Annotated in this window: 22 protein-coding genes; 12 read left to right on the top strand and 10 right to left on the bottom strand. The window is 36.6% G+C overall.

Features of this window, described 5'->3' with window-relative positions:
• Position 1: 1 nt before the first annotated feature.
• Positions 2 to 2,083: a thiamine pyrophosphate-dependent enzyme gene (locus tag G6R40_RS11945; RefSeq protein ID WP_165135797.1), complete on the bottom strand. Its 2,082-nt coding sequence runs from the start codon at positions 2,081 to 2,083 to the stop codon at positions 2 to 4.
• 240 nt (positions 2,084 to 2,323) lie between these two features.
• On the opposite strand from G6R40_RS11945, the gene G6R40_RS11940 reads away from it, so the two are divergent.
• From G6R40_RS11940 to guaB, 8 genes are all read left to right on the top strand, one after another.
• Positions 2,324 to 3,718 (top strand): hypothetical protein, encoded by a 1,395-nt coding sequence (locus tag G6R40_RS11940; protein ID WP_165135796.1) that lies wholly within the window; start codon positions 2,324 to 2,326, stop codon positions 3,716 to 3,718.
• A gap of 14 nt (positions 3,719 to 3,732) precedes the next feature.
• Positions 3,733 to 4,059: a nucleotide pyrophosphohydrolase gene (locus tag G6R40_RS11935; RefSeq protein ID WP_165135795.1), complete on the top strand. Its 327-nt coding sequence runs from the start codon at positions 3,733 to 3,735 to the stop codon at positions 4,057 to 4,059.
• Between the two features lie 6 nt (positions 4,060 to 4,065).
• Positions 4,066 to 5,286, top strand: coding sequence for a 3-phosphoshikimate 1-carboxyvinyltransferase (locus tag G6R40_RS11930; protein WP_165135794.1), 1,221 nt, complete (start codon positions 4,066 to 4,068; stop codon positions 5,284 to 5,286).
• Positions 5,287 to 5,463: 177 nt separating this feature from the next.
• Positions 5,464 to 6,258 carry an SDR family oxidoreductase gene (locus G6R40_RS11925; RefSeq protein WP_165135793.1) on the top strand — a complete coding sequence of 265 codons (795 nt, stop codon included), beginning with the start codon at positions 5,464 to 5,466 and terminating at the stop codon, positions 6,256 to 6,258.
• Positions 6,259 to 6,288: 30 nt separating this feature from the next.
• A complete protein-coding gene (locus G6R40_RS11920) occupies positions 6,289 to 7,896 on the top strand; it encodes a hypothetical protein (protein ID WP_165135790.1) in 1,608 nt (535 codons plus the stop codon).
• 121 nt (positions 7,897 to 8,017) lie between these two features.
• Positions 8,018 to 9,235 (top strand): response regulator transcription factor, encoded by a 1,218-nt coding sequence (locus G6R40_RS11915; RefSeq protein WP_165135787.1) that lies wholly within the window; start codon positions 8,018 to 8,020, stop codon positions 9,233 to 9,235.
• A gap of 182 nt (positions 9,236 to 9,417) precedes the next feature.
• On the top strand, positions 9,418 to 10,626 hold the full coding sequence (locus G6R40_RS11910) for a helix-turn-helix domain-containing protein (protein WP_165135785.1): 1,209 nt from the start codon (positions 9,418 to 9,420) through the stop codon (positions 10,624 to 10,626).
• A 133-nt stretch (positions 10,627 to 10,759) separates the two neighbouring features.
• Positions 10,760 to 12,220, top strand: a complete 1,461-nt coding sequence (gene guaB, locus G6R40_RS11905; RefSeq protein WP_165135783.1) for an IMP dehydrogenase — start codon at positions 10,760 to 10,762, stop codon at positions 12,218 to 12,220.
• A 150-nt stretch (positions 12,221 to 12,370) separates the two neighbouring features.
• Here guaB and G6R40_RS11900 read toward each other — a convergent pair whose 3' ends face one another.
• The 3 genes from G6R40_RS11900 to G6R40_RS11890 all read right to left on the bottom strand — a co-directional run bounded on the left by G6R40_RS11900 (position 12,371) and on the right by G6R40_RS11890 (position 15,197).
• Positions 12,371 to 13,270 (bottom strand): T9SS type A sorting domain-containing protein, encoded by a 900-nt coding sequence (locus G6R40_RS11900; protein WP_165135780.1) that lies wholly within the window; start codon positions 13,268 to 13,270, stop codon positions 12,371 to 12,373.
• 110 nt (positions 13,271 to 13,380) lie between these two features.
• Complete coding sequence (locus tag G6R40_RS11895; RefSeq protein ID WP_165135777.1) at positions 13,381 to 14,448, bottom strand: DUF4407 domain-containing protein; 1,068 nt, start codon at positions 14,446 to 14,448, stop codon at positions 13,381 to 13,383.
• Between the two features lie 233 nt (positions 14,449 to 14,681).
• On the bottom strand, positions 14,682 to 15,197 hold the full coding sequence (locus G6R40_RS11890; RefSeq protein WP_165135774.1) for a gamma carbonic anhydrase family protein: 516 nt from the start codon (positions 15,195 to 15,197) through the stop codon (positions 14,682 to 14,684).
• A gap of 284 nt (positions 15,198 to 15,481) precedes the next feature.
• On the opposite strand from G6R40_RS11890, the gene G6R40_RS11885 reads away from it, so the two are divergent.
• Positions 15,482 to 16,360, top strand: coding sequence for a NifU family protein (locus tag G6R40_RS11885; RefSeq protein ID WP_165135771.1), 879 nt, complete (start codon positions 15,482 to 15,484; stop codon positions 16,358 to 16,360).
• A gap of 59 nt (positions 16,361 to 16,419) precedes the next feature.
• On the top strand, positions 16,420 to 17,478 hold the full coding sequence (gene hemH, locus G6R40_RS11880; RefSeq protein ID WP_165135768.1) for a ferrochelatase: 1,059 nt from the start codon (positions 16,420 to 16,422) through the stop codon (positions 17,476 to 17,478).
• 82 nt (positions 17,479 to 17,560) lie between these two features.
• Here the strand turns inward: hemH and G6R40_RS11875 are convergent, their stop codons facing one another.
• Positions 17,561 to 20,302 carry a M16 family metallopeptidase gene (locus G6R40_RS11875; RefSeq protein ID WP_165135765.1) on the bottom strand — a complete coding sequence of 914 codons (2,742 nt, stop codon included), beginning with the start codon at positions 20,300 to 20,302 and terminating at the stop codon, positions 17,561 to 17,563.
• A gap of 102 nt (positions 20,303 to 20,404) precedes the next feature.
• On the opposite strand from G6R40_RS11875, the gene ruvC reads away from it, so the two are divergent.
• Together ruvC and G6R40_RS11865 are read left to right on the top strand one after the other, a co-directional pair.
• The gene (gene ruvC, locus G6R40_RS11870; protein ID WP_165135762.1) at positions 20,405 to 20,959 is read left to right on the top strand and encodes a crossover junction endodeoxyribonuclease RuvC; all 555 of its coding nucleotides are present in this window, start codon (positions 20,405 to 20,407) and stop codon (positions 20,957 to 20,959) included.
• Between the two features lie 11 nt (positions 20,960 to 20,970).
• Complete coding sequence (locus G6R40_RS11865) at positions 20,971 to 23,118, top strand: helix-turn-helix domain-containing protein (protein ID WP_165135759.1); 2,148 nt, start codon at positions 20,971 to 20,973, stop codon at positions 23,116 to 23,118.
• Positions 23,119 to 23,131: 13 nt separating this feature from the next.
• Here G6R40_RS11865 and G6R40_RS11860 read toward each other — a convergent pair whose 3' ends face one another.
• Genes G6R40_RS11860 through G6R40_RS11840 form a run of 5 tightly spaced genes read right to left on the bottom strand, consistent with a single transcriptional unit; the run spans position 23,132 to position 26,451 of the window.
• Positions 23,132 to 23,812, bottom strand: a complete 681-nt coding sequence (locus G6R40_RS11860; RefSeq protein WP_228455856.1) for a hypothetical protein — start codon at positions 23,810 to 23,812, stop codon at positions 23,132 to 23,134.
• A 37-nt stretch (positions 23,813 to 23,849) separates the two neighbouring features.
• Positions 23,850 to 24,713, bottom strand: a complete 864-nt coding sequence (rfbD, locus tag G6R40_RS11855) for a dTDP-4-dehydrorhamnose reductase (RefSeq protein WP_165135756.1) — start codon at positions 24,711 to 24,713, stop codon at positions 23,850 to 23,852.
• A gap of 5 nt (positions 24,714 to 24,718) precedes the next feature.
• Entirely contained in the window at positions 24,719 to 25,198 is a 480-nt protein-coding gene (locus G6R40_RS11850; protein ID WP_165135753.1) for an acyl-CoA thioesterase, read from the bottom strand.
• 60 nt (positions 25,199 to 25,258) lie between these two features.
• Complete coding sequence (locus G6R40_RS11845; protein WP_165135750.1) at positions 25,259 to 25,756, bottom strand: OmpH family outer membrane protein; 498 nt, start codon at positions 25,754 to 25,756, stop codon at positions 25,259 to 25,261.
• 29 nt (positions 25,757 to 25,785) lie between these two features.
• Positions 25,786 to 26,451 (bottom strand): OmpH family outer membrane protein, encoded by a 666-nt coding sequence (locus G6R40_RS11840; RefSeq protein ID WP_165135747.1) that lies wholly within the window; start codon positions 26,449 to 26,451, stop codon positions 25,786 to 25,788.
• Positions 26,452 to 26,459 lie beyond the last annotated feature (8 nt).

Below are 26,459 nucleotides of genomic sequence, written 5' to 3'. Positions count from 1 at the left end.
TTTAATAATTTAAAAGCTTTTCGATTTCCAATTTCACTTTCTCCGCATTGGGAAGCATGCGTTCTTCCAAAACTGAATTAAGTGGAATGGCCGGCATATTTTCGGCACCAATTACTTTAACAGGCGCATCTAAAAATCGGAAACATTCGTCAGAAATTCTCGCTGCAATACTTTGTGCAAAAGAATTATTAACAGGTTCTTCTGTTAAAACCATACAACGATTATGTTTTTTAACGCTTTCAAAAATTCGGTTTTCGTCAAGCGGTGCCAAAGTTCTAAGATCGATAATTTCTACGCGACGGTCGAAACTTTTTGCGGCATTGCTCGCCCAATAAACACCCATTCCGTAGGTGATAATCGTTAAAGTAGATTCGTTATCATTGGCTTCTGCCAAAAGAACTTCGCGCGCTTTCCCAAATGGAATGATGTAATCTTCGTCTGGCTCAATAGTTTTAGCTTCTTCGGTTCCTTCAATTTTGGACCAATAAAGACCTTTGTGCTCTAGCATCACCACAGGATTCGGGTCGTAATAAGCTGCTTTTATCAAAGCTTTAAGATCGGCTCCTGTTGAGGGATACGCTATTTTTATACCTTTAATATTTGTTAAAACACTTTCCACCGAACTCGAGTGATAAGGCCCTCCACTTCCATAAGCACCAATAGGCACACGAAGAATCATTGACACAGGCCATTTTCCGTTGGACAAATAACAACTTCTTGCCACTTCAGTAAATAACTGGTTAAGTCCTGGCCAAATATAATCAGCAAACTGAACCTCAACAATTGGCTTAAGTCCAACTGCGCTCATCCCAACAGTAGAACCAATGATAAAGGCCTCTTGAATCGGTGTATTGAAAACTCTTTTGTCTCCAAATTGTCCCGCCAATGTAATGGCTTCACGGAAAACACCGCCCAATCTTGCCCCTACATCTTGTCCATACAACAAGGCTTCGGGATGTTTTGACATCAATTCTCGAATGGCAAACAATGCGCAATCCACCATCACGGTTGGGATTTTACCTTCGGGCTCACGAATTCCTTTTTCTTCGGTAATTGGCGTTGGCACAAAATCATGCGTAAACAAATCTTCTGGTCGCGGATCTTCTGCCAATAAAGCACGTTCGTAATCTTCGCGAACAGATTTTTGAATTTCTTGTTCTAATATCTCAACTTCAGAATCTTCAATACCGAATTCTGAAAGTTTTGCTCTTAATTTAGGAAGTGGATCTCTTGTTGCTGCTTCTTCAAGATCATCGCGATACCACTCTTTTCTTACGCCAGAAGTATGGTGATTTAACAATGGAACTTTGGCATGTATCAACATCGGGCGACGTTCTTCACGAATGATGCGGATACATTCTTTTACTGTTTCGTAAGATTTAATAAAATCTGTTCCGTCAATAGTTCTCGCTTCAATTCCTTCGAAACCTTGGATATATTTTGACATATCTTGCGCGCGGATTTCTGAAGCGTGCGCGGAAATATCCCATTCATTATCTTGCACCAAATACAAAATAGGAAGCTGCTTAAGCGCTGCCATTTGGAAAGCTTCTGCAACTTCACCTTCGGTGCAACTCGCATCTCCCAAAGAACACACAGCAATTGGTTTGTCTTTAAAATCTTTTGTAAGTCCTAGTTCTTCTTTGTACTTAAGTCCCATTGCAACGCCTGTTGTAGGAATCGCCTGCATACCTGTCGCACTACTTTGGTGTGGAATTTTTGGCATGTCATCTCGGTTAAGACTTGGGTGAGAATAGTAAGTTCTTCCTCCAGAAAAAGGATCGTCTCGTTTTGCAAGAAGTTGCAACATCAACTCGTAAGGTGTAATCCCGATGCCCAACAAAATACTGTCGTCGCGGTAATAAGCGCTTAAAAAATCCTGAGGCAACAACTGAAGACCAAGGGCTAACTGGATAGCTTCGTGACCGCGAGAGGTTGCATGTACATATTTTGAAGCAATTCTTTTTTCTTCTTCATACAAATCCGACAAGCTTTTTGCGGTAAACATTAACTTGTATGCGTTTTTAAGAAAATCTTCTAAGTTGCTTTCATTGATATTTCTTTTTGGCTGAGTAACTTCCATTTTTACGGTCTGCTATATATTTCGATTGGTTAAGATGATTTTGGGAAAGCAATAAAAAAGATAAATGCTAAAGGCCATTCCCCAAAAAAGCATCTTGTGATTAGGTTATTACAAATATAAAAAAATCGACGACGCTAACAAACGTTAGTTAGTGATTTTGGTCAATATTACACTTTTAAGACAATTAGCATTGAATGAAATAAAAAAATATTGTAGTTTTGAAACACTTAAAAAAAATTGATGAAACTACGAGTACTTTTGGGATTAGCCTTTTGGTCTGCTTTATTTTTATTTTCTTGTAAAAATGATGATATTTCTTTCGAAGAACCTGCACAATCTTTAAGATTTTCTGCTGATACTGTATTCTGTGATACTGTGTACAACCAAATGCGGTCCGAAACCTATGCTGTTAAAGTTTATAACAAAGAAAACAAAGATGTCCAAATCCCAAGAATCTATCTAGAAAGTGGGAATGCTTCTTTATACCGAATCAATGTAGATGGGCGTCCGGGCACAGATTTTAAAAATGTCCCTTTGCGAAAAAACGATAGCCTTTATGTTTTCGTGGAAATTGCACCCGTTGCCAACGCGCCAGAAGCCATTGCTGAAGACAAAGTGGTTTTCCAGACCGCTGCAGGCGAACAGAAAGTTACACTTTTCTCGGTCGTTCAAGATGCTGAATATTTTATCCAGTCAGATAGCAACCCAAATATTCTCAGCGACGACACCACATGGAACAATAATAAAGCTAAAATTATATTTGGTGATTTAACGCTTGCCGAAGGAAAAAAACTGACTGTAGAAAAAGGAACAAAAGTATATTTCCATAAAAAAAGTGGACTTAATATTTCTAAAAGCGCAACGCTAGAAGTGAAGGGCGAACTAAACCATGAAGTGACTTTCCGAGGCGATCGCAACGATGCACGATACGACACACTACCTGCCAACTGGAACGGAATACGTATGGAAGAGTCCTCCCAATTACACATGAATTACGCCAAAGTCTATGGCGGAAATGTTGGTTTGCAATTACAAGATAACGATGCCACGATAACAAATACGATCATTCACACGTTCCAAAGTTTCGGGATATATGCTATTGGCGCCAATTTAACAACCAATAATCTTGTGATGAACAATTGTGGAGAAGCAGATTTAGCAATTTTCAAAGGAGGAAATTATAATTTAACCTATAGCACATTTGCTAATTATTGGGATCTTAATGGTGCATTATCTGCATACAGCATTTATGCGAGCAACTCTTGGAGCAATGGCGGACAAAACTACGAAGGACCGCTTAATTTTAAAATGACCAATTCTATCGCTTACAATGACAATATAAATGCAATATTATTTGCGCCAAAACCAGGACAGATTTTCGATTACAACATTTCAAACTGTTTGATAAAATATGGTGACAACGCGGGATATACATTTGAGAATAATAACAAAATCCAAAATTCCATAAAAAATATCGAACCAAAATTCGCAAATTATTACATCCAAAAAATGAATTTAAGAGTTAAAGAAGGTTCTGGCGCAATCGGAAAAGGCGTTTCAATTCCTGGAAACACCATGGATATTGTAGGCGTAGCAAGAAAAAATCCGTCAACCATCGGCGCTTACGAATTTTAAATGTTAAGACCAAAATGGAAATCACAACACTTCAACAAGAAGTTGATGCTTGGATAAAAACTGTTGGCGTTCGTTATTTCAATGAGCTAACCAATATGGCGATGCTGACCGAAGAAGTTGGCGAAGTCGCGAGAATTATTGCCCGACGTTACGGTGAACAAAGTGAAAAAGAATCCGACAAATCCAAAGATCTTGGCGAAGAGCTGGCAGATGTATTGTTTGTAACCTTATGTTTGGCCAACCAAACGGGTGTTGACTTGCAATCTGCTTTTGATAAAAAAATGAAAATAAAAACCGAGCGCGACGCGGAACGTCACGCGCAAAATGATAAATTAAAATAAGCTTTTATGCTATTAAAAAAGTCTCAACTTATTGATGGGCAACAGATACAAATTACCGGTTCGAAAAGCATTTCGAACCGTCTTTTGATTTTAGCCCAACTGTTCAATAATATTGATATTCTCAACTTGTCGAACTCCCAAGACACACAACTTCTGAAAACCGCTCTTAACAGCGCAAACAATCTTATCGACATTCATCATGCGGGAACTGCCATGCGCTTTTTGACGTCTTACTTTTCAATCCAAGCAGGAAGAACAGTGACGTTGACAGGATCTAGCAGAATGAAACAACGTCCTATAAAAGATTTGGTTGCTGCTTTGCAAAGTCTTGGCGCTGAGATTGACTATTTGGAAGAATATGGTTTTCCACCTTTAAAAATTACAGGACAAAACTTAAGCAAAAATACGGTTGAAATCCCTGCCAACATCTCAAGTCAATTCATCACCTCTTTGATGTTAATTGGTTCCAAATTACAACATGGTCTTCATATAAATCTCGTTGGAGAAATAACATCGCGGCCTTATCTGGAGATGACCTTATCGATCCTGCGAAGTATCGGAATTGAAGCTTCTATAAAAGGACAAATAATTTCTATCGATCACCATTCTGGTAGCTTAAGAACAGAATATTATGAAGTGGAAAGCGATTGGTCATCGGCATCCTATTTTTATGCTTTGGCAGCAATTGGTCGCAAAACCATTCACCTTAAAAGTTTTAAAACCTTGTCTTTGCAAGGCGACAGTCATATAAAAGAATTGTACTGGAAACATTTTGGAATCGACACACTTTCGGATTTTGCAGAAAACAGCATTACTTTGATGCCAGATGTGCATTATAAAAAACCTGAACTAATTTCGCTCGACATGAACGATTGTCCAGACATTGCACAAACACTTTGTGTGACCGCTTCGGTTTTGAAAATTCCATTTTATGTTTCGGGACTGCAGACATTGAAGGTTAAAGAAACAGACCGCCTGGTTGCTTTACAAAACGAACTTCGTAAAATTGGCGTTGAAACCGAGATTGAAGAAGATAGCATACAGTCTATTTCTTTCTCAGATGTTGAGGAATTGCCTGTGATAGAAACCTACAACGATCATCGTATGGCAATGGCTTTTGCGCCCGTTGCTTTGGATCGCGATATTGAAATCCTAGACGAGCAAGTGGTTGAAAAATCCTATCCTGAATTTTGGCTGGATTTTGCTAAAGTAACGCGAAAAATATAGTCCAACAAAGCTAGAAACTATAACCTAGCCCCGATGGAAGCGACATCCTTTGTTGTGAGTGAGGCGGCGGAGCGATAGCGGAGCCGACCGAGCGAACAATAAAGATACAGCGGACAGCGGGCGTATATCTTCTAAGAATGGGAATTTTTCCTGCTTCAAAAAAATGAATTTTTAAAAATGAAAAATACAATCGTCATCACAGGAAGCTCAACAGGTATTGGCTGGGCGCTTGCGGAATATTTCGGAAAACAAGGACATCGGGTTTTTGGACTTAGCCGAAAATTGACCGAAAGCCCTTATTTTGAATGTATCCCAACAAATGTGACAGATAATGACGCGGTGAAATCTGCAGTTGCAAAAATCCTGGAAGTCGAGAACAAAATTGACGTTTTGATTAACAATGCTGGAATGGGCATGGTGGGCGCTGTAGAAGATTCTAACCAAGAGGAAATCCTAAAGCTTTTTAACCTAAATCTTGTGGGAAGCGTCCAAATGATGAGTGCCATAATGCCTAGTATGCGTCATCAAAAATCTGGACAAATCATTAATATATCGAGTATTGGCAGCGAAATGGGATTGCCTTTTCGAGGATTTTATTCGGCATCAAAAGCAGCGCTCGATAAAGTGACGGAAGCGATGCGTTACGAAGTTGACCAATGGAACGTCCAAGTTTGCAGTCTACACCTTGGTGATATTAAAACCAATATCGCTGACAATCGTATCAAAACCAATGTATCCACACCATATCAAGGGATTTTTGAAAAAGTTTATTCTTTGATGAATGCGCATGTTGACCAAGGTAACGACCCGCAAGAAGTGGCCGAATATATCGACCAACTTCTAAAAAAAAATAGATGGAAAGCCCATTATTATTTTGGCGCATTTGGACAAAAAATAGGTGTTCCGCTGAAGTGGATTCTTCCACAAAACATCTATGAACATCTGATGAAGAAATACAATAATCTAAAGTAATTTCTGTTACATTAATGTCGGACACTATTGATGTTGAAAGCGATTCTTTACCTTGTCATGATTTTTTCTACTGCCTTTTTACAAGCGCAGCAAAAAGACTTTTGGCTAATTGACAAAGATTCTCAGAAAAAAAACATGGTGAAAGATTCTACTGCCGCAGTCAAATTTCTGGATAGCCTAGCACAGACATCTTACTTTTTTGCAAAATTAGAATCGGTGGAGAAGAAAGACAACCGCACCGAAATCGTTTATGACAAAGGTCCAAACTTTAACCAAGCGCAAGTCAAGTTTTCGGATAGTCTTCAAAAAGAGCTTAATTATCCAAAAGAAACTTTCGTGAAAAATCTTGATTCTTTAAGACAAAAGATTAATCAGAATTATAGAAATAAAGGTTTTGCCTTCAATCGTGTTAAAACCAAGTTTGTCGATTTTAAAAACAATGTTGCAACTGTCCAAATCTCTGTAAATACCTCGCAACAGCGCCGTATCAACTCTTTTGTGGTGCGTGGTTACGAGCGCGTGCCAAAACGTTTTATTAAAAATCTAGAAAAAACTTACCTCAACAAAATTTACGATGACAACAACCTTGTGTCGATTAACAGAGATTTACAAGGTCACAATTTTGTAAGTTTGGAAAAGCCACCGCAGACTTTATTCACGAAAGATTCGACGCAGATTTTTTTGTTTTTACAAAAGAAAAAAGTGAATAATTTTGACGGCATGCTGGGATTTGGGAATGACAAATCCGATAAATTCACCTTCAACGGAACGATTAATGTAGCGCTTCGCAATATGTTTAATGGTTTTGAAAGCATTGGTCTTTATTGGCAGCGCAATCCAGATCGTGGACAGACTTTTGATTTGCAAACCGATATTCCGTATGTTTTCAACTCGAATGTTGGGGTTAATTTTGGGGTTAATATTTACCGACAAGACTCGACTTTTGCCAGTGTAAAATTCCGTCCGTCGTTGTATTTGCATCTTTCACAAAATCAAAAAATAGGTCTTCGTGGCACGTTTGAAAGTTCTGCAGTTTTGGATTCTTTGTACACACAGGCGCAGGATTTCACCAAGAAAGGCGTTGGACTTTGGTACCAATATCAAACAGGAAGTGAGATTCCGTTGTTTTTGTACAACACCCATATTCGTGCGGAATTTGACTTTATTAAAAGCACTTATGACAAGACCAATTTGTCCGTTAATCAACTAAGATATTTTGTAACTGGCAAACACAACTTGCATCTAAGTGGCAACCATTATCTTAATTTAAAAGCAGAATCGGCCTTACTTTCTGCCAAGAATGATTTATCGGTCAATGAGCTTTTTAGATTTGGAGGATGGAATTCTTTTCGGGGTTTTAACGAACTAAGTTTGATTAGCGATTTTTATGCTTTTGCTGGCGCAGAATACCGATATCTCGTGAACGACCAAGCGTTTTTTGATATTTTCGCGCAATATGGAAGCATGTCGAACAAGGCCTTAAATGTCAGTCCGAGTCTGTATAGTTTTGGACTTGGCTTCAACTTCTTTTTGCCTGTTGGGCTAATGAGTTTTCAAATCTCAAATGGTAGCCAATTCGGGGTTCCTTTCAAATTTGCAGAAACCAAAATCCATTGGGGAATTGTTAGTCGGTTTTAAATCATATATGATTATATAAATCTTTTAATTATAATTTTTTATTTTAGCGAATAATTTCATGATAATGAAATTATTAACGTGTTCAAATCAAAAAAAATTAACTAATTCGAAAACTTTTAAAATGAATAAATTTCTATTCATTCTATTTCTCTTTAATTTTAGTTTTAATATTCATGCGCAACTGGTTGATCCTATTAAGCTTCATCATGAAATATCAGAGCTTAATGATCGATACAAATATGAAGAATCTATTGTAAAGCTCGAAAATATTCTTAATAATAAAAAAGCAAGCCAACAGGATTTGTACAATGCTCATTTGCAGAAAGCTTTAACTTATAAAAGATTGTATAATTATCCCGAAGTTTTAGAAAATCTTGGCTACGCGATGGAAGAAGCCAAAAATACCGATTTCGAAGAAGCAGCTGAAGTACGAATATTGACTGAAAAAATGTTTGTTGAATTTGATTCTCGATCTTATGCTCAAGCTGAAAAACTCATCAACATTTTAGCCACAAAAAACCTCAATCTATTAGACCCAGAAACGCATGCATTTTACCTCAGCGCTGTTGCGGTAACGCAAATCATCAATAAAGAATACACGCTTGCAAAAGCCACGCTAGATGATGCTATAAAAATTTTGAAAGTTGAAAGTCCTAAACATCTTCCTTTAATCTACACCAAAATGATAGGACTTGCCGAACATTTCAAAGATAAAGACATGGCGCAAAAAGCTTTTGATGAAGGAATTGCTTATGCCAATAAATACAATATGGCTATCTACAAAATATCGATGTATTACACGATGAGTCACTTTTTTCTTACACTTGAAGATTATAAAAACGCTTACCTCTACGAAAACCAAGGCGTTGAGATTTCTTCACAATATAATGCAACTTTCCAGAGTGGTAAACTCGCTGTTTTAGAAAAAAATTTGATTAACAAACGTAATAATTTAGAACGCGATTATCAAAAAAAGCTCCAATATTTTCTTGCGTTTTCTATCGTTATTTTGTCAGCTTTTATAATTGTACTCATCAAACTACACAAATCTAATAAGCAAAAAAACAAGCTAATACAACGAGAAAACACCCGCATGCGTGGCGAACTAGAAAAACTGACCAAAGCGCTTGACGAAAAAGGCGAGCAGAAAATCAGCCTTGACAATTACAATCTTAGTCAGCGACAATTGGACATCATCGAGCTTGTAAAAAAAGGAAAAACAAATAAAGAAATTGGTTTGCAACTTCATATTTCTGAAAACACTGTCAAATACCATCTTAAAATTATTTATAACATTCTGGAAATTGATAACCGAAGCGAATTACAACCTGCTATATAAAAACATTTCCAGATATATCAACAGTATAAAAGTTATGGCTCTAAAAAATAGATTGTATTATTGCAAACCCATTTCGTATTGTAACAGTGGCAAAATTAACAGCCAATACAAAGGTCCAAAACATCCAATAAATAAAACATTAAAATCAAGCTACTGACCCCAACCGGTTTAAAAATATAAACATGTCAAAATTTCTATATTTCATTATTTTTCTTGTTGTCTTTCAGTTTTCAAAATCCAATAACATTGATGCTTCCAAACTGAATAATGAAATCTCTAGTCTTAATGATAAATTTAATTATGAAGAATCTTTTATTAGATTAGAAAAAATAATTACCGATCGTAAATCAACAAACTTTGATAAATATAATGCTTATCTGCAAAAAGCACTTACGCAAAAAAGACTCTACAACTATCCCGAAATACTTAGCAACCTGGAATTGGCGCATAGCTTTGGCAAAGAAAGCAAGACACAAGCGGAGCGGGATTTGGTAGAAGTAAGAATTCTTGTCGAAAAGATGTTCGTCTATTTTGACACTTCAAAATTTGAGGAAGCCGACATTTACTTAAAACAAATAGAAAAAAAAGACGTATCTATCTTAGAACCAGAAACTAAAGCTTTTTACAACAACGTTCTCGCGATATGGAAAATGCGCGATAATGATGTGCAAGGCGCCGAAGACATTCTCAACAATACCATCGCGATATTAAAAAAAGAAAGCCCGAAGCATCTTCCCGCCATCTACATCAAAGCACTCGAAATTGCGCGTCAAACCAAAGACAAAAAAAAGGCTGAAGAAGCCTTCCAAAATGGATTGTATTATGCGCAGAAATACAATATGTTGATCTACGAAAATTATTTGTACTACACCATAAGCCGCTTTTACGGCGAATCGGGCGATTACGAAAAAGCCTACATCTACCAAAGTAAAGCACTCGAAATTACAACAAAATACGATGCTAACAACTATCGAGGAAAACTTACAATCCTAGACAAAAATCTTCTTGACAACAGAAAAACCAAAGAAATCGAATTCGAAAAGCGAATAAAATTCTTATTTATTTTACTATTTGTTTTTGCAATTGCGTTGGCATTCGTGCTTTATAGACTCTATCTTTCTAATAAACAACGAAAAAAATTCATTGAGTCTGAAAACAACCGAATGCGACACGAGCTGGAATTAATTGCAAGCAATACCAAAACTAAAGAAGAAAAATACATTGAAAACTATAACTTTTCCGAAAGACAAATAAACATCATCAACCTTGTAAAACAAGGAAAAACAAATAAAGAAATTGCTGCAGAACTTTTCATTTCCGAAAATACCGTCAAATATCATTTGAAAATTATCTATAACAATCTAGGCATCGAAAAGCGTTGGGATCTATAAAGCCTCAGGGATCATTAATTCGATAAAAAACATATAGACGACTGATTTACAGATTGAAAATTAAATTTAGTTAATATCAATTCCTTGATTTTCAGAATTCAGCAAAAAACTTTAATTTTGCAAGAAAGTAAAAATGTCTATTCACAACAAAATTGTAGAACAAGCTATCACTTTTGATGATGTTCTTCTCATCCCTTCGTACTCCGAAGTCTTACCGAATCAGGTATCTTTAAAATCAAGACTTACAGACAAAATCACGCTTAATGCGCCAATCGTTTCCGCGGCGATGGACACGGTTACAGAAGCCGATTTAGCAATTGCCATTGCTCGTGTTGGCGGTCTTGGCTTCATCCACAAAAATATGACAATCGCCGAACAAGCGGGACAAGTTAACCGCGTAAAACGTTCAGAAAATGGCATGATTTCCGATCCCGTTACACTTTCCAAAGATCATACTTTAGGTCAGGCTAAGGATTTAATGAACAAATATAAAATCTCTGGACTTCCCGTTGTTGACGCAGACGGTATCCTTATCGGGATTATTACCAATCGTGATGTTAAATATCAGGAAAACCTTGATATGAAAGTCGCTGAGATCATGACAAGTGAAAATCTTATCACATCCGACAAAGACACTAATTTAGAAAAAGCGAAAGAGATACTTCTTAAAAATCGTGTTGAAAAATTACCGATTGTTGACCAGAAAAATAAATTGGTTGGTCTTATCACCATCAAAGATATTGACAACCAAATGGAATATCCTAATGCCAACAAAGATGAAAATGGACGTCTTATCGTAGGTGCGGGCGTTGGCGTTGGCGAAGATACAATGGATCGCGTAAAAGCATTGGTTGCTGCAGGCGTTGACATTGTTGCCATAGATTCGGCACACGGACATTCTAAAGGTGTTTTGGACAAGATTGCTGAAATTAGAAAAGCCTATCCTACTCTGGACATCGTTGGCGGAAATATCGTAACCGCTGAAGCTGCTAAAGATCTAATTAAAGCAGGTGCTAATGTTCTAAAAGTTGGCGTTGGTCCAGGATCAATCTGTACAACACGAGTTGTTGCTGGCGTAGGTGTACCTCAATTGTCTGCAATTTACAATGTATATGAATATGCTAAAAAGAAAAATGTTGCGGTTATCGCTGATGGCGGTATCAAACTTTCGGGTGATATTGTAAAAGCCATCGCAAGTGGCGCAAGTGCTGTAATGCTAGGATCTCTTTTGGCAGGAACTGAAGAAGCACCAGGCGAAGAAATCATCTTCCAGGGCAGAACCTTCAAATCTTATCAAGGTATGGGAAGTCTTTCAGCAATGAAGCGTGGTGGTAAAGAACGTTATTTCCAAAGTGAAGCTAAAAAATTTGTTCCAGAAGGTATCGAAGGACGCGTACCTTACAAAGGAAAATTAGAAGATGTTATCTTCCAATTAACGGGAGGTCTTCGAGCTGGAATGGGTTATTGTGGCGCGAAAGATATTGAAGCCTTACAGAAAGATTCAAAAATGGTAATGATCACAGGAAGTGGATTGAAAGAATCTCATCCTCATGATGTGATTATTACGCAAGAAGCGCCTAACTATTCTTTATAAAAGAATTTCTTATAAAACAAACTCCGAAGCTTTTAGAAACTTCGGAGTTTTTATTTGTTTAAAAAATGATAAAAAGAGATTGTGGTAATGACAAAATCCAATGATTTTCAACTTCTGAAATAACCTCTTAATATCTACAATTCTAAAAAATTATTTTTTGATAACTTTAGTAGATTCTTTAGAACCGTCAACATAATTAATATTAACAATATAAGAACCATTAGCTAAGTTTTCTACGTTGATAGAAGTTTCTACGGTCGTTTTCACAACTTTTCCAGCAGCATCATAGATAGAAACAGATGCTACTTTTTTATCAGATTTAATGTTAACAACATCTGCTGTAGGATTTGGATAAACGCTTACAAAAGATTTTTTAGAAACATTAGATACAGCTAAGAAAGGATCTGTTGCAGTTGCTGTTACAGAAATATTATCAAAACCTGCAGTAGTCGCACCAACCATTAAAACATCGAATTCGTTTGGATAATAACCAGCACTATAACCATCATAAGTCAACACTTCACCATTGTTTACACGTGCTTTAATTTCTCCTGTACTAGAATCAAAAGCAACTTTGATGTGATACCAAGTATTAGGACTTGCATTTTCATCTAAATAAATTCCGTCAAAAGAATCAGCCAAATACAAAGCGCCATCACTATAACCTATTTCCATGAGAGTAGCATACCCGTCATCAGTATTATAAATTTGTACAGCTCCAACAGCATCTGTTCCGTTAGTTCCTGTGTAATAGTCATATTCTACAACAAAAATATCATTACCTTCTGTTCTTGCAGCAGGATCAAATTCTCGAAATTTCCAAGCACCATCCGAGTTAGAAGATGGACTAGCTAACTGAAAAGACTTTCCGTGTGCTGCATCAATATTTGCAACTTTTGTCCAACTTGCGGTAACGCCATCATTTTGCCAGCCTCCTTGTGTACCGAGATTTCCGATATTGTAAGACTCGAAATTATCGCTCCATAATTCCTGTGAGTAAGCAGTAAATGCCATAACGGCTGTTAAAGAAAAAGATAAAATTCTTTTCATAAGTATAAATTTTTAAAATTAGGAAGACAAATATATAGTTTTATTTATAGAACCTAGAATCTTTTTAATTCTTCTTGATAATTTTCAAATTATTTTATATTTTAAATAGATTAAGCTTCGGGAGAATTATCATTTTGTGGTTTTACTTTTTTCTCATCCAATTCTTCTTTAAAATCACGGATTCTATGATCGGTCAAAGAATTTCCTTTTTCAATTTTTTCTTTAGCATAGAGTTTAAACTCATTTTCAGTTTTTTCTAAAAGATAGTCGTAAGGTCCAACATTCGAAATCAGCTTTATCAAAACTGGCGAAATTTCCAGACAGATAAACATTCCCATAATAAAACTGGCTGCTAAAGCGATAATTGCTGAGTTTTTCCCCAGCTCATCCAAAGCTTGTAACCGCGCTGCAAAACCATTGAATTTATCCTCAAAGGTTTCGGTACTTTTTCGTTCAGTTTCTAGATTCGTATAGACTTTCGAAATTTCTTTGTCCAGATAATCCAATCTTGGCGCCATTTGTTTTTGATAATTTTCAAGATCTTGGCGGCGTTGCTCTTTCAACTCTGCTTTTCGCTTGGCATTAGGTCCATAACCTTCTTTTCCGCTGGTAAGCCCAGTTTTTGTTCCGAGGATTTCTTTCTCCAATTCTACAGCCGCAGAATCATAAGCGATTTGATAGGTTTTTAATTTATCGGCAATTTCTTTTTTCTCGGTGTCAAAAGGGCCAGATTGTTGAAGAATGCGCCCACTCATCTCGGCTTGTAATTGTTTTTTATTTCTCTGGATAATCGTGTTAAGTTGCTTATTAACTTCTTTCTCAAAAATCTTAAGTTCCAAAGGTTTTGCAATGATAATACCTAGAAAAGTAGCCAAAGCCAAACGCGGCAAAGTCATCAAAAGTTGATGCCACCAGCCAACAGTTTTTTTAATGGAAGACACAATGTACCGGTCGAGATTGAAAATCATCAAACCCCATAAAAGTCCAAAGCCGACGGAAATCCAAACATCATCAAACACCGTAAAAATAGCATATCCTGCAGACAAGCTTGCAAAAACAGCAGTGAACAAAACGATACCACCAATACCTGCAAATTTGTTCCATTCGGAAGGTGTTTTTTTCAATATATGAACATTCGCGCCCGAGCAAAGTATAAGAAAATGTTGTAACCAATTCATGTTTATTTCATTTTTTAGATATTACAATTTGTCATTTAAAACTATATATTGTTACAAATAGTAATAGGCTTTGCCAAGTAGCGAAAAATATGCCAAGACAATTATCCTAATTTTAAATTTGAAATTTATTTTTACAAAATAACACCAACGCCGGTATTATAAACAAAAAACTCTTTTCTCATTAAAAAATATCTCGAGAAAAGAGTCTAATAAAATGATATGAACCACCAATATTATTCTTTATACCAACTAGAATATTTCATGTAATTATTGGCAATTCGGTTGATTTCGCCTTCTATTAATTGTTGCGACACATCTTTCACTTTTTTTGCAGGAACGCCTGCCCAAATTTCACCTTCGCTAATATGGGTATTTGCCGTTACAACCGCGCCAGCCGCGACAATAGAATTACTTTCTATAACGCAATCATCCATTACAATAGCCCCCATCCCTATCAACACATTATCTTTCAAAGTACAACCATGCACAATAGCGTTATGTCCTATGGACACGTTATTTCCAATAACTGTTGGACTTTTTTGGTAAGTACAATGCACCATCGCGTTGTCTTGGATATTTACACGATCACCTATTTTGATGTAATGTACATCCCCTCTTATCACCGCATTGAACCAAACGCTGCAATCTTTTCCCATCTCCACATCTCCTACGATAGTTGCCGTCTCTGCAAGCCACGTATTTTCACCTATTTTGGGCGTTTTCCCCAAAAGTTCTTTAACTATTGCCATTTTTATAAATTTATTATCAGCTAATTATTTTATTCTTTTTTGAAGCTATTCCCGCTTTCCGCACTCGCTTTTGCAAAGCCATAGCTTATGCCTTGTTTTGCAAAGAGCTCAAACAAATGCTACAATCGGGGCTAGAATTTTGTCATTCTATTACAAATAAGCTATATAGAAAAAATCAAAAACACCTAAAACCCTATTCTTCAAGCTTTCGAGAAATAGCTTATCCTGCCACATTTTTTTCTTCCACCAAATTACGATATTTTTGTAAGAGAAAAAATCAGTCAATGAGACAAATTTTAATAGAACCAACAGAAAATCCTAAAGTCCTAAAGTTTGTAGCCGATTACAACCTTGTTCCAGGATCTTTAGAACTCGATAGAGACTCCGACATTTCGGAAATTCCATTAGCTCAAGAATTGTTTAACTACCCTTTTGTAAGTCGTATTTTTATCACGGCTAACTTCATCGCGGTAGCCAAAGAAGATTCTGTAGAATGGGAACATATTACGGAAAGTCTTAAAAATGTTATTGAAGACGAACTTTTGGCAAATCCAAGAATTTACCTTCAAAAGAAAAAAGAATTGTACCAAATCTATTCGGAGATGACGCCCAATCCAGCGGTGATGAAATTCGTTTCTAACAAATTGCTTTTGGACGGCTTTCTCGAATGCAAAAATGCACAAGACGCAGAGCTTGTACCTTTAGCAAAAGCGCTTTTCGACGAATTCGATTTTGTAAAAGAAATTTTCATCAGTGATAATTTTGTGGCTGTCACCAAAGACAATCAATACGAATGGCACCAGATTATGACGCAAGTTCGTTCCAAAGTTGCTGATTATCTTCAGGCAGGAGGCGAAGTTTCAAACATCGAGCCTCATCCGCATGAGAATCCAGTTCAGAAAATTTTAAATCGTGACTATACCGATAACGAGCAAAAAATCAGCGATATCCTCATGGAATATGTTGCTCCAGCTGTAGAAAACGATGGTGGAAAAATCTCCTTGATGGAATATGATGAAGAGAGCAAAACAGCTAAAATGCTTTTACAAGGCGCATGTAGCGGTTGTCCTTCTTCCACTGCAACCCTTAAAAATGGCATCGAAAATATTTTAAAACAATTTGTACCAGATTTAGTGGACAAAGTAGAAGCTGTTAATGGCTAATCACTTTTGTAATCGTTGATGGAAAACATCAGAACTTTACTCAAATTTAAAATCAAACATTGGATACCAACAAGCTACACGCTAAGCAACGAAAAGGCATTTTACTCGTTAATCTAGGTTCGCCCAAATCGACATCTGTGGAAGATGTTAAAGATTATCTTGACGAATTTTTGATGGACGAAAGAGTTATCGATTATCGCTGGATTGGTCGTGCGCTTCTTGTGCAAGGCATTATTTTGAAAACACGCCCCGCAAAATCTGCAGAAGCGTACAAAACAGTTTGGACAGAAAAAGGTTCTCCGCTGATTGTCATAACACAACAAATCCAAGAGAAACTTCAAAAGCTGGTTGATGTCCCGGTAGAAATCGGAATGCGCTATGCAGAACCTAGCATAGAAACAGGAATTAAAAAACTCGTTGAACAAGGCGTTACAGAGATTGTTTTGTTCCCACTCTATCCGCAATATGCGATGAGTACGACAGAAACAGTTATAGAAAAAGCAGAAGCTGTACGCAAGAAAAAATTCCCGGAAGTTAAAATTAATTATGTTCAGCCATTTTACGATCGAGAAGATTATATCGATTGTTTAGCTGAAAGTATTAAGGAAAAATTACCTAGAAATTTTGATGCTTTACAGTTTTCGTATCATGGCGTTCCGGAAAGGCACCTTTATAAAACCGATCCTTCTAAGACTTGTAAAATCGATGATGCTAACTGTATCAACAGCCAAGTGGAAACACACAACGCCTATTGTTACAGACATCAATGCTACAAAACGACAGAACTAGTCATTGCAAAATTGGGCATTCCAAAAGAAAAGGTGATTGTTTCTTTCCAATCTCGACTTGGAAAAGACAAATGGGTTGAGCCTTATACCGATGAAACTTTTGAATCGATCCCGAAAAAAGGAATCAAAAATATCGCTGTGGTTTGTCCTGCTTTTGTATCCGATTGTCTAGAAACTTTAGAAGAAATATCGGTCGAAGGTAAAGAAGAATTCCTCCATGCAGGTGGCGAAAACTTCCACTACATCCCTTGTCTTAACGACGAAGACCAATGGATTAATGTCGTAAAAACTCTTTGCGAGGAAAGACTGAACGAGTTTTATTTGGTTTAAAAATCTGTTCAAGCTTTTCAAAAATAAATAAAAAGTCCAAGCGAAATACTTGGACTTTTTGTTTAAAATTATTTAATGCTTTTTATTTTTTATTAAAATCACCTGCATAGACAGAAGTTAACCTGTCTTCAGAAATATATTTTCTTAAAACAGCGTTGACTTGATCCAACTTCAACGTAGAAACTTCTTTTTCCAACTTGTCATATTCATCTAGTGAAACGCCATATTGCAATTGCGTATTGACAAGATTCATTAAAGTATTATCGTTCCCCAATCCAGTTTTTCTAGAGTTAAGCCACGATGTCAAATTAGATTTCAATTCTTCTGCTGTGAAACCATCTTTAAGCGCTTTTGCAATTTCCTCTTTCACAGCTTTGTTAACAGCCTCTTTTTTTGTCGGATTAAAAAGTGCATACCAAGACCAAGACGCAACGTCGTTATTCACCGGAATATTCATGAAAGAACCCGCACCATAACTAATGCCGTCTTTCTCGCGCAAACGCATCGGAATACGCGCAGACAAGAAACCGCCACTTCCAAGAATTTCGTTCGCCATCATCATTGCAGGATAATCTGCACTATTACGATTCATAGCAAAATTGATACGGCCAACCGCTGCGCCATTCTCTTTATCTGGCGTCAAATAATCTTTATCTAATTTTTTAGTTCCGAATAATTCTGGTTTGATATACTCGTATTTCGATTTAGAATTCCAATTTCCGAAGGTTGACTCTATCAATCCAGAAACTGTTTTTCCGTCCAAATCGCCGACTACAGAACCTACGCCATTATTAGCACCTAGCATATTTGAATAAAAATCTAAGAGTTGTTGACGCGTCACTTTTTTGTTATTTTCTATTTGTTCTTTTGTTGATGGCGTGTAATAGATGCTTTCTTTCGGATAAGCTGTACTTTGACGCTCAATCTCTGTAAAAGCTAAAGCCTGTGGATCGTTCAACGAAGATTCTAGGTAAGTATTATATTCGTTAACAGTTTTCACCAATTCCGCTTCTGGGAAAGTAGATTCAGTTAAAATTTCTTTCACCAAATTCATCACCTTAGGGAAATTTTCTTTGTAGGTATTAATGTTTACAAATAAAGTCTGACCGCTAAATCCGAAGTTAAGATTGGTCTTCCACTCGTCCAACATGTCTTGGATCTGCTCTTTGGTATGGGATTTCGTTCCCGTTTTAAGCACTTGAGCCATTAATGATCCAACGTCTGACTTACCTGTTAAATCCTTTACATTGCCAATTGGAAAACGAAAACTCGCCAGCATTTTGTTTCCTTTTATTTCTTTTTTAATTAGGCCATATTTAAGGCCATTATTTAATGTAGACACTGTAAGATTGGCTTTTAAATTTTTGATGGAAGCTTCAAAAGCTGCGGCTTCTTTTTCTAATGCTTTACCTTTATAATCTTTGGTTAAACTTGCAATTTGGCTGTCAGAATATTCGGTGTTTTTAACACGAACTTCATCTTTTGTTGGTATAAAAGCGCCTATTGTACGGTTATTACTTCTAAAATATTTTTCTGCAACGCGTTGGATATCGGCTTTGGTTAATTGTTCAACATTATCACGATACAGCATAAAAAGTTTGTGATTGCCAGCACCAATAACTTCGGTTAAGCTAATAGCATAATTGATGGTATTGTTTTTAATATTTTCAACTTGTTTTAGAAGTTTGGCTTTGGCACGTTTTACATCATCATCGGTATATTTGATATTGGCCACTTTATCCAACTCTTTTCTAAACTCTTCTTGTGTCGCTTTAACATCTTTATCATTCGGAACTTCTAGGCCAAAATATAAATAACTCGCATCACGAACCGTTGGTTGCCACCCGTACACAGAAGCGGCCTTGTGCGTGTCAATAAATGCTTTATACAAATACCCCGAAGGATCCGAAGTTAAAATTTCACTTAGTGCGTCCAAAGCCGCGTAATCTTTATCCGCAAAAGGCGCGGTATGGTATAATGCTCCGACAACTTTGCTGTCACCAGATCGCTTCAATTCGATAAAACGTTCTCCGTCCTGTGCTGGTTCTACGGTGTATGTTGGATCAATAACTCTTGTCGGCTTCGGGATAGGTGCAAAATATTGTGATACATAATCCAAAGCTTTTTTCTCATCGAATTTACCAGCAACAATCAATGTTGCATTATCGGGTTGATAAAATTTTTCATAAAACTTTCTCAATGTCGGTGCTTTAACACGTTCGATATCTTCTTTGCTACCGATGGTTGAGTTTCCGTAGTTGTGCCACAAATAAGCCGTTGAGACAATACGTTCTTGCAACACACTGCCTGGGTTATTTTCTCCAATCTCGAACTCGTTTCTTACCACAGAAAATTCTTTATCCAAATCTGACTGAAGAATTGTTGCATTTATCATTCTATCGGCTTCCATCTCCAAAGCCCAACGAAGATTCTCGTCACTAGAAGGGAAAACTTCGTAATAATTGGTCCTGTCATACCACGTTGTACCGTTGGCAGCACCTCCTTTATCCGACAATTGTTTTTTGATGTCACCTAATTTTTTGGTGCTTTTGAAAAGCATGTGTTCCAGCAAATGGGCCATACCTTTCTCACCATAACCTTCGTGTCGAGAACCAACATTGTAGATAATATTAACAACCATATTACTTTGTGAAGCATCTGGAATTAATAATATTTTAAGACCATTTTTAAGATTATACTCCTTAATTCCTTCAGTATTACTAACGTAAACTGGCGATTCTACAGCACTTTTTTGCGCATAAATAGCAATTGGCATTACACCAAATCCAAAGCTAAAAGCCGAGGCTAGTAAAAGTTTTTTCATAATTAATTAGTGATATTTTGTGATTATTAAAAGTAAGCTTTTATTTAATTCAATGCTCATTTTGATTTAATATTTTAAAAATCTTAACGTAACTTTGCGCTAATGCAAACCGAAAAAATCATCTTAGGAATCGACCCAGGAACCGCCGTAATGGGCTTTGGAATTATCACCATAAAAGGTGGCAAAATGTCGCTACTAGCCATTCATGAACTTATTCTTAAGAAATATGAAACCCACGAAATAAAACTAAAACACATCTTCGACCGCACCCTTTCTTTGATTGATGAATATCATCCTGATGAAGTTGCTTTGGAAGCACCTTTCTTTGGGAAAAATGTCCAAAGTATGTTGAAATTAGGTCGCGCACAAGGCGTGGCAATGGCCGCAAGTTTGCATCGCGATGTTCCAATTGTTGAATATTCTCCTAAGAAAATTAAAATGGCCATCACCGGAAATGGAAATGCCAGCAAAGAACAAGTTGCAGGAATGTTGCAAAAACTTTTGAACCTAAAAGAATTTCCGACCAAATATCTGGATGCTTCGGACGGTCTGGCTGTGGCGGTTTGTCATCATTTTAATTCTGGAAATCTTTCGACAGAAAAATCCTACTCTGGTTGGGACAGTTTTCTAAAACAAAATCCTAATCGAATTAAATAAACTTATTTTTTATGGAACAGAATGAGGCTTTATTTGACTTGATTGAACATACCAATCGCAGTATTTTTTTAACAGGAAAAGCAGGAACGGGAAAAACAACTTTCCTAAATAATTTCGTAAAGAAAACTCAGAAAAAACATATCATTATCGCGCCAACAGGTATTGCGGCAATCAATGCTGGTGGCGTCACCATCCACTCGATGTTTGGATTACCACTTCGGACTTTTATCCCTACGACAGAGCGTATCGACCAAAATCTTGCTAACAACATTGCGGATCTGATGCCTCATTTCAAATATCGAAAAGATAAATTAAAACTACTTCGCGAGATAGAAGTTATCATCATCGACGAAGTGTCAATGTTGCGCGCAGATGTCTTGGACATGATGGATTTTGCGCTACGTCATATTCGACGTAATCCACTAAAATTTGGTGGTGTGCAGATGCTGTTCATTGGTGATCTTTACCAATTACCGCCTGTTGTTCGGGACGAATATTTATTGAATCAATATTATGCTTCGCCATTTTTTTTCCACGCAAAAGCTTTAGAAAACTATCCCATTATCACCATTGAACTTCGCAAAGTATATCGACAAAGCGATGAAAAATTCCTTGAGATACTAAACGCCATCCGAAATGGAGATACTGAAAACATTGATTTTAACGAACTAAACGCTCGCTACGATCCCGATTTTGAGCCAAAAGAAGAATCTTACGTCTATCTATGTTCTCACAATCGACAAGCCGACGAAATTAACCAACGCAAATTAAAAGAGCTTGGCAATCGTTCTCATTATTTCGATGCTGAAATTGTTGGCGATTTTAAAGAAAGTCAATATCCAAATGAGCAAACACTTGAACTAAAAGTAGGCGCTCAAATCATGTTTATCAGAAATGACACCTCGCCAGATAAGCTATATTACAATGGAAAATTAGCAGAAATCACCTACATCAACGGAGACGAGATAAGTGTTGTTTTGGACGGCAGTCAGGAAGAATTTACTATAAAACCTGAAATTTGGGAACAAAAAAAATACAGCCTCGATTCTGAAAAAAATATTACCGAAGAGGTTTTGGGTAGTTTCAAACAATATCCAATACGTTTGGCTTGGGCGGTTACCATTCATAAAAGTCAAGGTTTAACCTTTGACCGTTTGATTATCGATGCTGGAAAAAGTTTTGCTTCTGGCCAAGTTTATGTGGCGTTGTCGCGTTGCCGAACTTTGGAAGGTATTGTTTTAAAATCCCGAATCACGCCCGATGTTATTTTTAAAGACCATCGTGTCGCACAGTTCCAGACCTCCACGAATGCGAATGACAGAATGGAGGCAATTTTGGAAGCCGAAAAATACGATTACAGCATCGAAAAAGTGATCCGAAGATTGGACTGCACTTGGTTTGCACCGACATTGGAAATTTGGTTTAATAGTGGAAAAGATAGTCGTTATCTGGACCGCGAACAAAAGAAAAATCTTTACCAAAGTCTAAAACCCGAAATCCAAAATCTGGTACAAATCTTCAATAAGTTTGAAAAAGTTTTAAAACAACTGACTCAAAAATTCATCAGTCAGGAAAGTGATTGGCAACAAGTTGAGGAAAAAGCTAAAGGCGCCGTTAATTTCTTTTTTAGCAATGTTAATGAGAAAATATTTGTTCCTTTAAAAGATTTCTATGCAACAACCAAAGGCGTAAAAGGGCTAAAAGCCTACAACGAAGATTTTAAAATTTGGGTTGATGATATGCAAGAATATCTCAATGATATCAAAGACGCACAATTGCTAAATGTCGATTTGTTTGATAAAAGCAAGGATGTCGAAATTTCTTCAAAAATTAAAAAAGTCCCAACGCATATCTTAAGTTTCCAGATGTTCCAAGAAGGAAAAACTTTGGCAGAAGTGGCTAAAGAACGCGGATTGGTCGTGTCAACGGTGTATGGCCATTTAGGAAAATTTGCTGAGCAAGGTATTTTGGATAAAAAAGACATGTTGAGAATTTACCCAAAAGAAAAATTTAATGATTTTGAAAAGGTTTTCAAGGAAAATCCACAAGACAATCTCAACGATTGGAAAGCGGTGCTTCCACCGGAATTCGAGTACAATGAAATACGATTGCTTTGGAACTTTTTTTTAAATATAAAAAACGAAAAACATCTCGATTGAGATGTTTTTTTGATTATTTCTGTTCTGTATAGATCGTTGTTAAAAAATCACCGTAAGAACGCTCTAACCCGATAATGTCGCTGGATTTTATATTAATGCCGCCGTACATGCTCTGGTTTTCCTTGACTTTGAAATTGGAGATTTGGAAATACTGTGCTGGGTGTTCTTCTTTTCCTGTGACTTTTATTCCGCTTCCTAAAAATTGTCTTGTAGAAACCGTAATTTCTTGTCCTGGACTAAATGTTTTTCTGATAAAATGTCTTTCTTTTAAATTCATTTTATCTTTGTTAATGCTAATTTTTTGGTCATTCTTGGAGGATGCTACCAAATAAATCGTGTTATATTCTTGCGGAATTTCTGAAGCTGGCGTATAATACAAACTCAAAAAATAATGATTGGGATTGAAGGCCTCATCTTCCATTCCGTCGGGTTTTTTCCAAGAAAATGTGTTGGCGCCCACTTGTTTTGCTTTTTTATAAACAGCATCAAAAACCGCAACATCGTCATTGGAAAATCCGTTCACCAAAATCTCACCGAGATAGTCTCCTTTGGTCGTTTCGGGATTTATTTTGTAAAGGAATTTATCCTGATTGTCGTTGGATTTCACCACGCTGCTTAACACAACATTTTGTGCCATAGCGATGAAACCAAATATCAATGCTAATCCAAAAATTATTTTTTTTGCTATTCTCATGTTCAGTAAACTTAATGTTTGTAAAAATATTATTTAATTAAAGATGTTTTAAAATATCAACACATTCTTCCAAACTATGTTCCCAACGGCGCGGTTCGATACCATATTTTTTTTCGATTTTGTCAAGATTCATCGTGCTGCGCATAGGGCGTTTTGCCGGCGTCGGAAATTGCTCTGTGGTAATTGGATTAAGCTTAATATCGGAACCTGAAAATTCTTTAATTTTCTCCGCAAATTTGAACCAAGTCGTTTCCGGATAATTTGAAAAGTGAAAAATCCCATAATGCTTCGCTTGTTTCTCGATAATTGACATAATCGCTTCTGCAAGGTCATTAGCATTGGTTGGTTGTCCGTATTGATCATCAACAATGCCAAGCTCATCTTTGGTTTTAAATAAACTAAGCATGGTTTTCACAAAGTTCTTGTTAAACTCCGAGTATAACCAAGATGTTCTCAGGATAATGGTTTTAGGATTGTTATCCAAAGCCAACTCTTCCCCTTTTCTTTTGCTCGCACCGTAAACGCCCGTTGGATTGGTAAAGTTATCCTCTTCATAATCGATATTGGTATTGCCTTCGAACACATAATCTGTAGAAACATGGATAAGTGTACAGTCATGACTTTCGCAAACGTCTGCCAAATCCGCCACAGCATAAGCATTAACGGTAAAAGCTTTTTCTTGCTCGGTTTCTGCTAAATCGACTGCGGTATAAGCCGAAGCATTAATGCAAAAGTCGGGTTGATAGTCTTGAAACTCACGAGCAATGTCTTCATGTTTTGTAATGTCTAAAACGGATGAGCCTGTAAAATTAAAATCGAACAGTTCATGATATTTTGGGGCAATCTTTTGCAGGCAATGTCCCAGCTGACCATTGGCGCCAATGACTAAAATTCTTTTCATAGTTTTTATTTTTTATTTCGCTGTCTAAGGACTTTGGTACGGTCTGTAAAATCTTTTTCTTCTAAGTTAATGATCGTTGGCTCGAACAAAGCTAAAGTTTCTGGTGGATGTGCCACGCTTTTTCGGGACTTCATACTAAAATGAATAACCGTCATCCAAAGTACGGCGTGGATTGTTTTTTCGTCCTCGCTCATCATAAGAATTTCAACTTTCGAAATGCGGTCTTGAAGATCGATTAATTTACTAGAAATAACAACTTTTTTATTATATCTAACTTCTTTAAAATAAGCGATTTCATTTTGGATACTTACCCAGGTAAAGCCTGTTTTGGTAGCGTATTCCTCGTAAGTAAAACCAAAATGCTGTTCTACATGATCTTCTCTTGCATTTAACATATACACAAGATAGTTGATGTTGTTAAGATGTCCTATCGGGTCACAATCTCCGAAACGTATTTTGGCTATACTTTTGAATTCTTTTTCCATAGGGCAAAAATAAAAAAACCACTCCATAAAGAGTGGTTAATATTTGTTAATTAAGTTTGATTATTTCAAACCTAACTCAGCTTTTACATCCTGAGTCGCATCTGGACCTCCTTTGTAAACAAAAACAGTTGCATCAACGATGAAGTCGTAACCTTTAGCCTTAGCAACTTTAGAGATTGCATCTTGGATTTTTTTCTCGATTGGCTCTAGACCAGCATCATATTTATCTCTGATATCTTTCTCACCAGCCATAGCTTCTTGTTGTAAGTTAGACTGAAGTTTTTGCAATTCCGCATTTCTTTGCTCGTTGATTTGCTGTGTTTGCGTAGGTGCTTCTTTTTGATATTTCTCGAACAATGTCTCAGCAGATGTTCTTTTCTTATCTAATTCAGTTTTTTTAGCATCAGATAAAGTTTTCATTTGTTGATCTAATTTGATTTTTTCTGGCATAACGCTAAGTACTGCTCCTACATCTAGAGATGCAATTTTCTGAGCTTTTGCAACGCCTACTGCAACAAACAAGAATACTGCTGCAAATAATACACTTAGTTTTTTCATAATTGAATATATATAATTTTAATTGTTACTTATTTTAATTCCATTTTTTGGGTGTCTGCCGATTTTATCTCTCGGACACCACCTCTACTATTACTTCTTGCTGGCGCAGACTTCGTAGCTCCAGGTCTGGTATTATTAACTGGTGCACCTACTTTGCGATCTGGTTTAGCATTATCTGTTTTGGGTAAATCTTTGACTAATAAAGCTAAAACGGCATCCGTATAATCGTACTTTTTATCTAAAAACAACACACTTGTGTTGTTGCTTTTATCAATAACTATGCCCAAACTATTTTTCTCCGACATGCTTTTGATGCTATTCCAGATTTGATCCTGATAAGGTTTTACCAAACTTGAACGCAACTGGTCAATCTCTCCACCTGTCCCGAAGCGACCGTTGATAGAGTTACGAATATTATTTTCTAAATCTGAAATTTCTTTTTCTCTAAGTTTTAATTGATCTCCTACCAACAAAACTTTTTCGCTTTCGAAAGCCGCTTTTTTGGTTTCGTATTCATTCTGCAATCTTTGCAAATCTGCTTGCCATTGCGAAACTTGAGTATTAAGTCTAGTTTCAGCCTCTTTGTATTGTGGCAATTTGCTCAAAATATAATTAGTATCGACAACGCCAATTTTTTGCGCGAAAGCAGTGCTAGAAAAAGCACATACTGCAAAAGCTAAAACTAATTTCTTCATATTACAAA

It is taken from the genome of Chryseobacterium sp. POL2, from assembly GCF_011058315.1.
Classification (GTDB): Bacteria; Bacteroidota; Bacteroidia; order Flavobacteriales; family Weeksellaceae; genus Soonwooa.
Note: the sequence above shows the minus strand (reverse complement) of the source record. Positions and strands in the feature narration are given on the sequence as shown.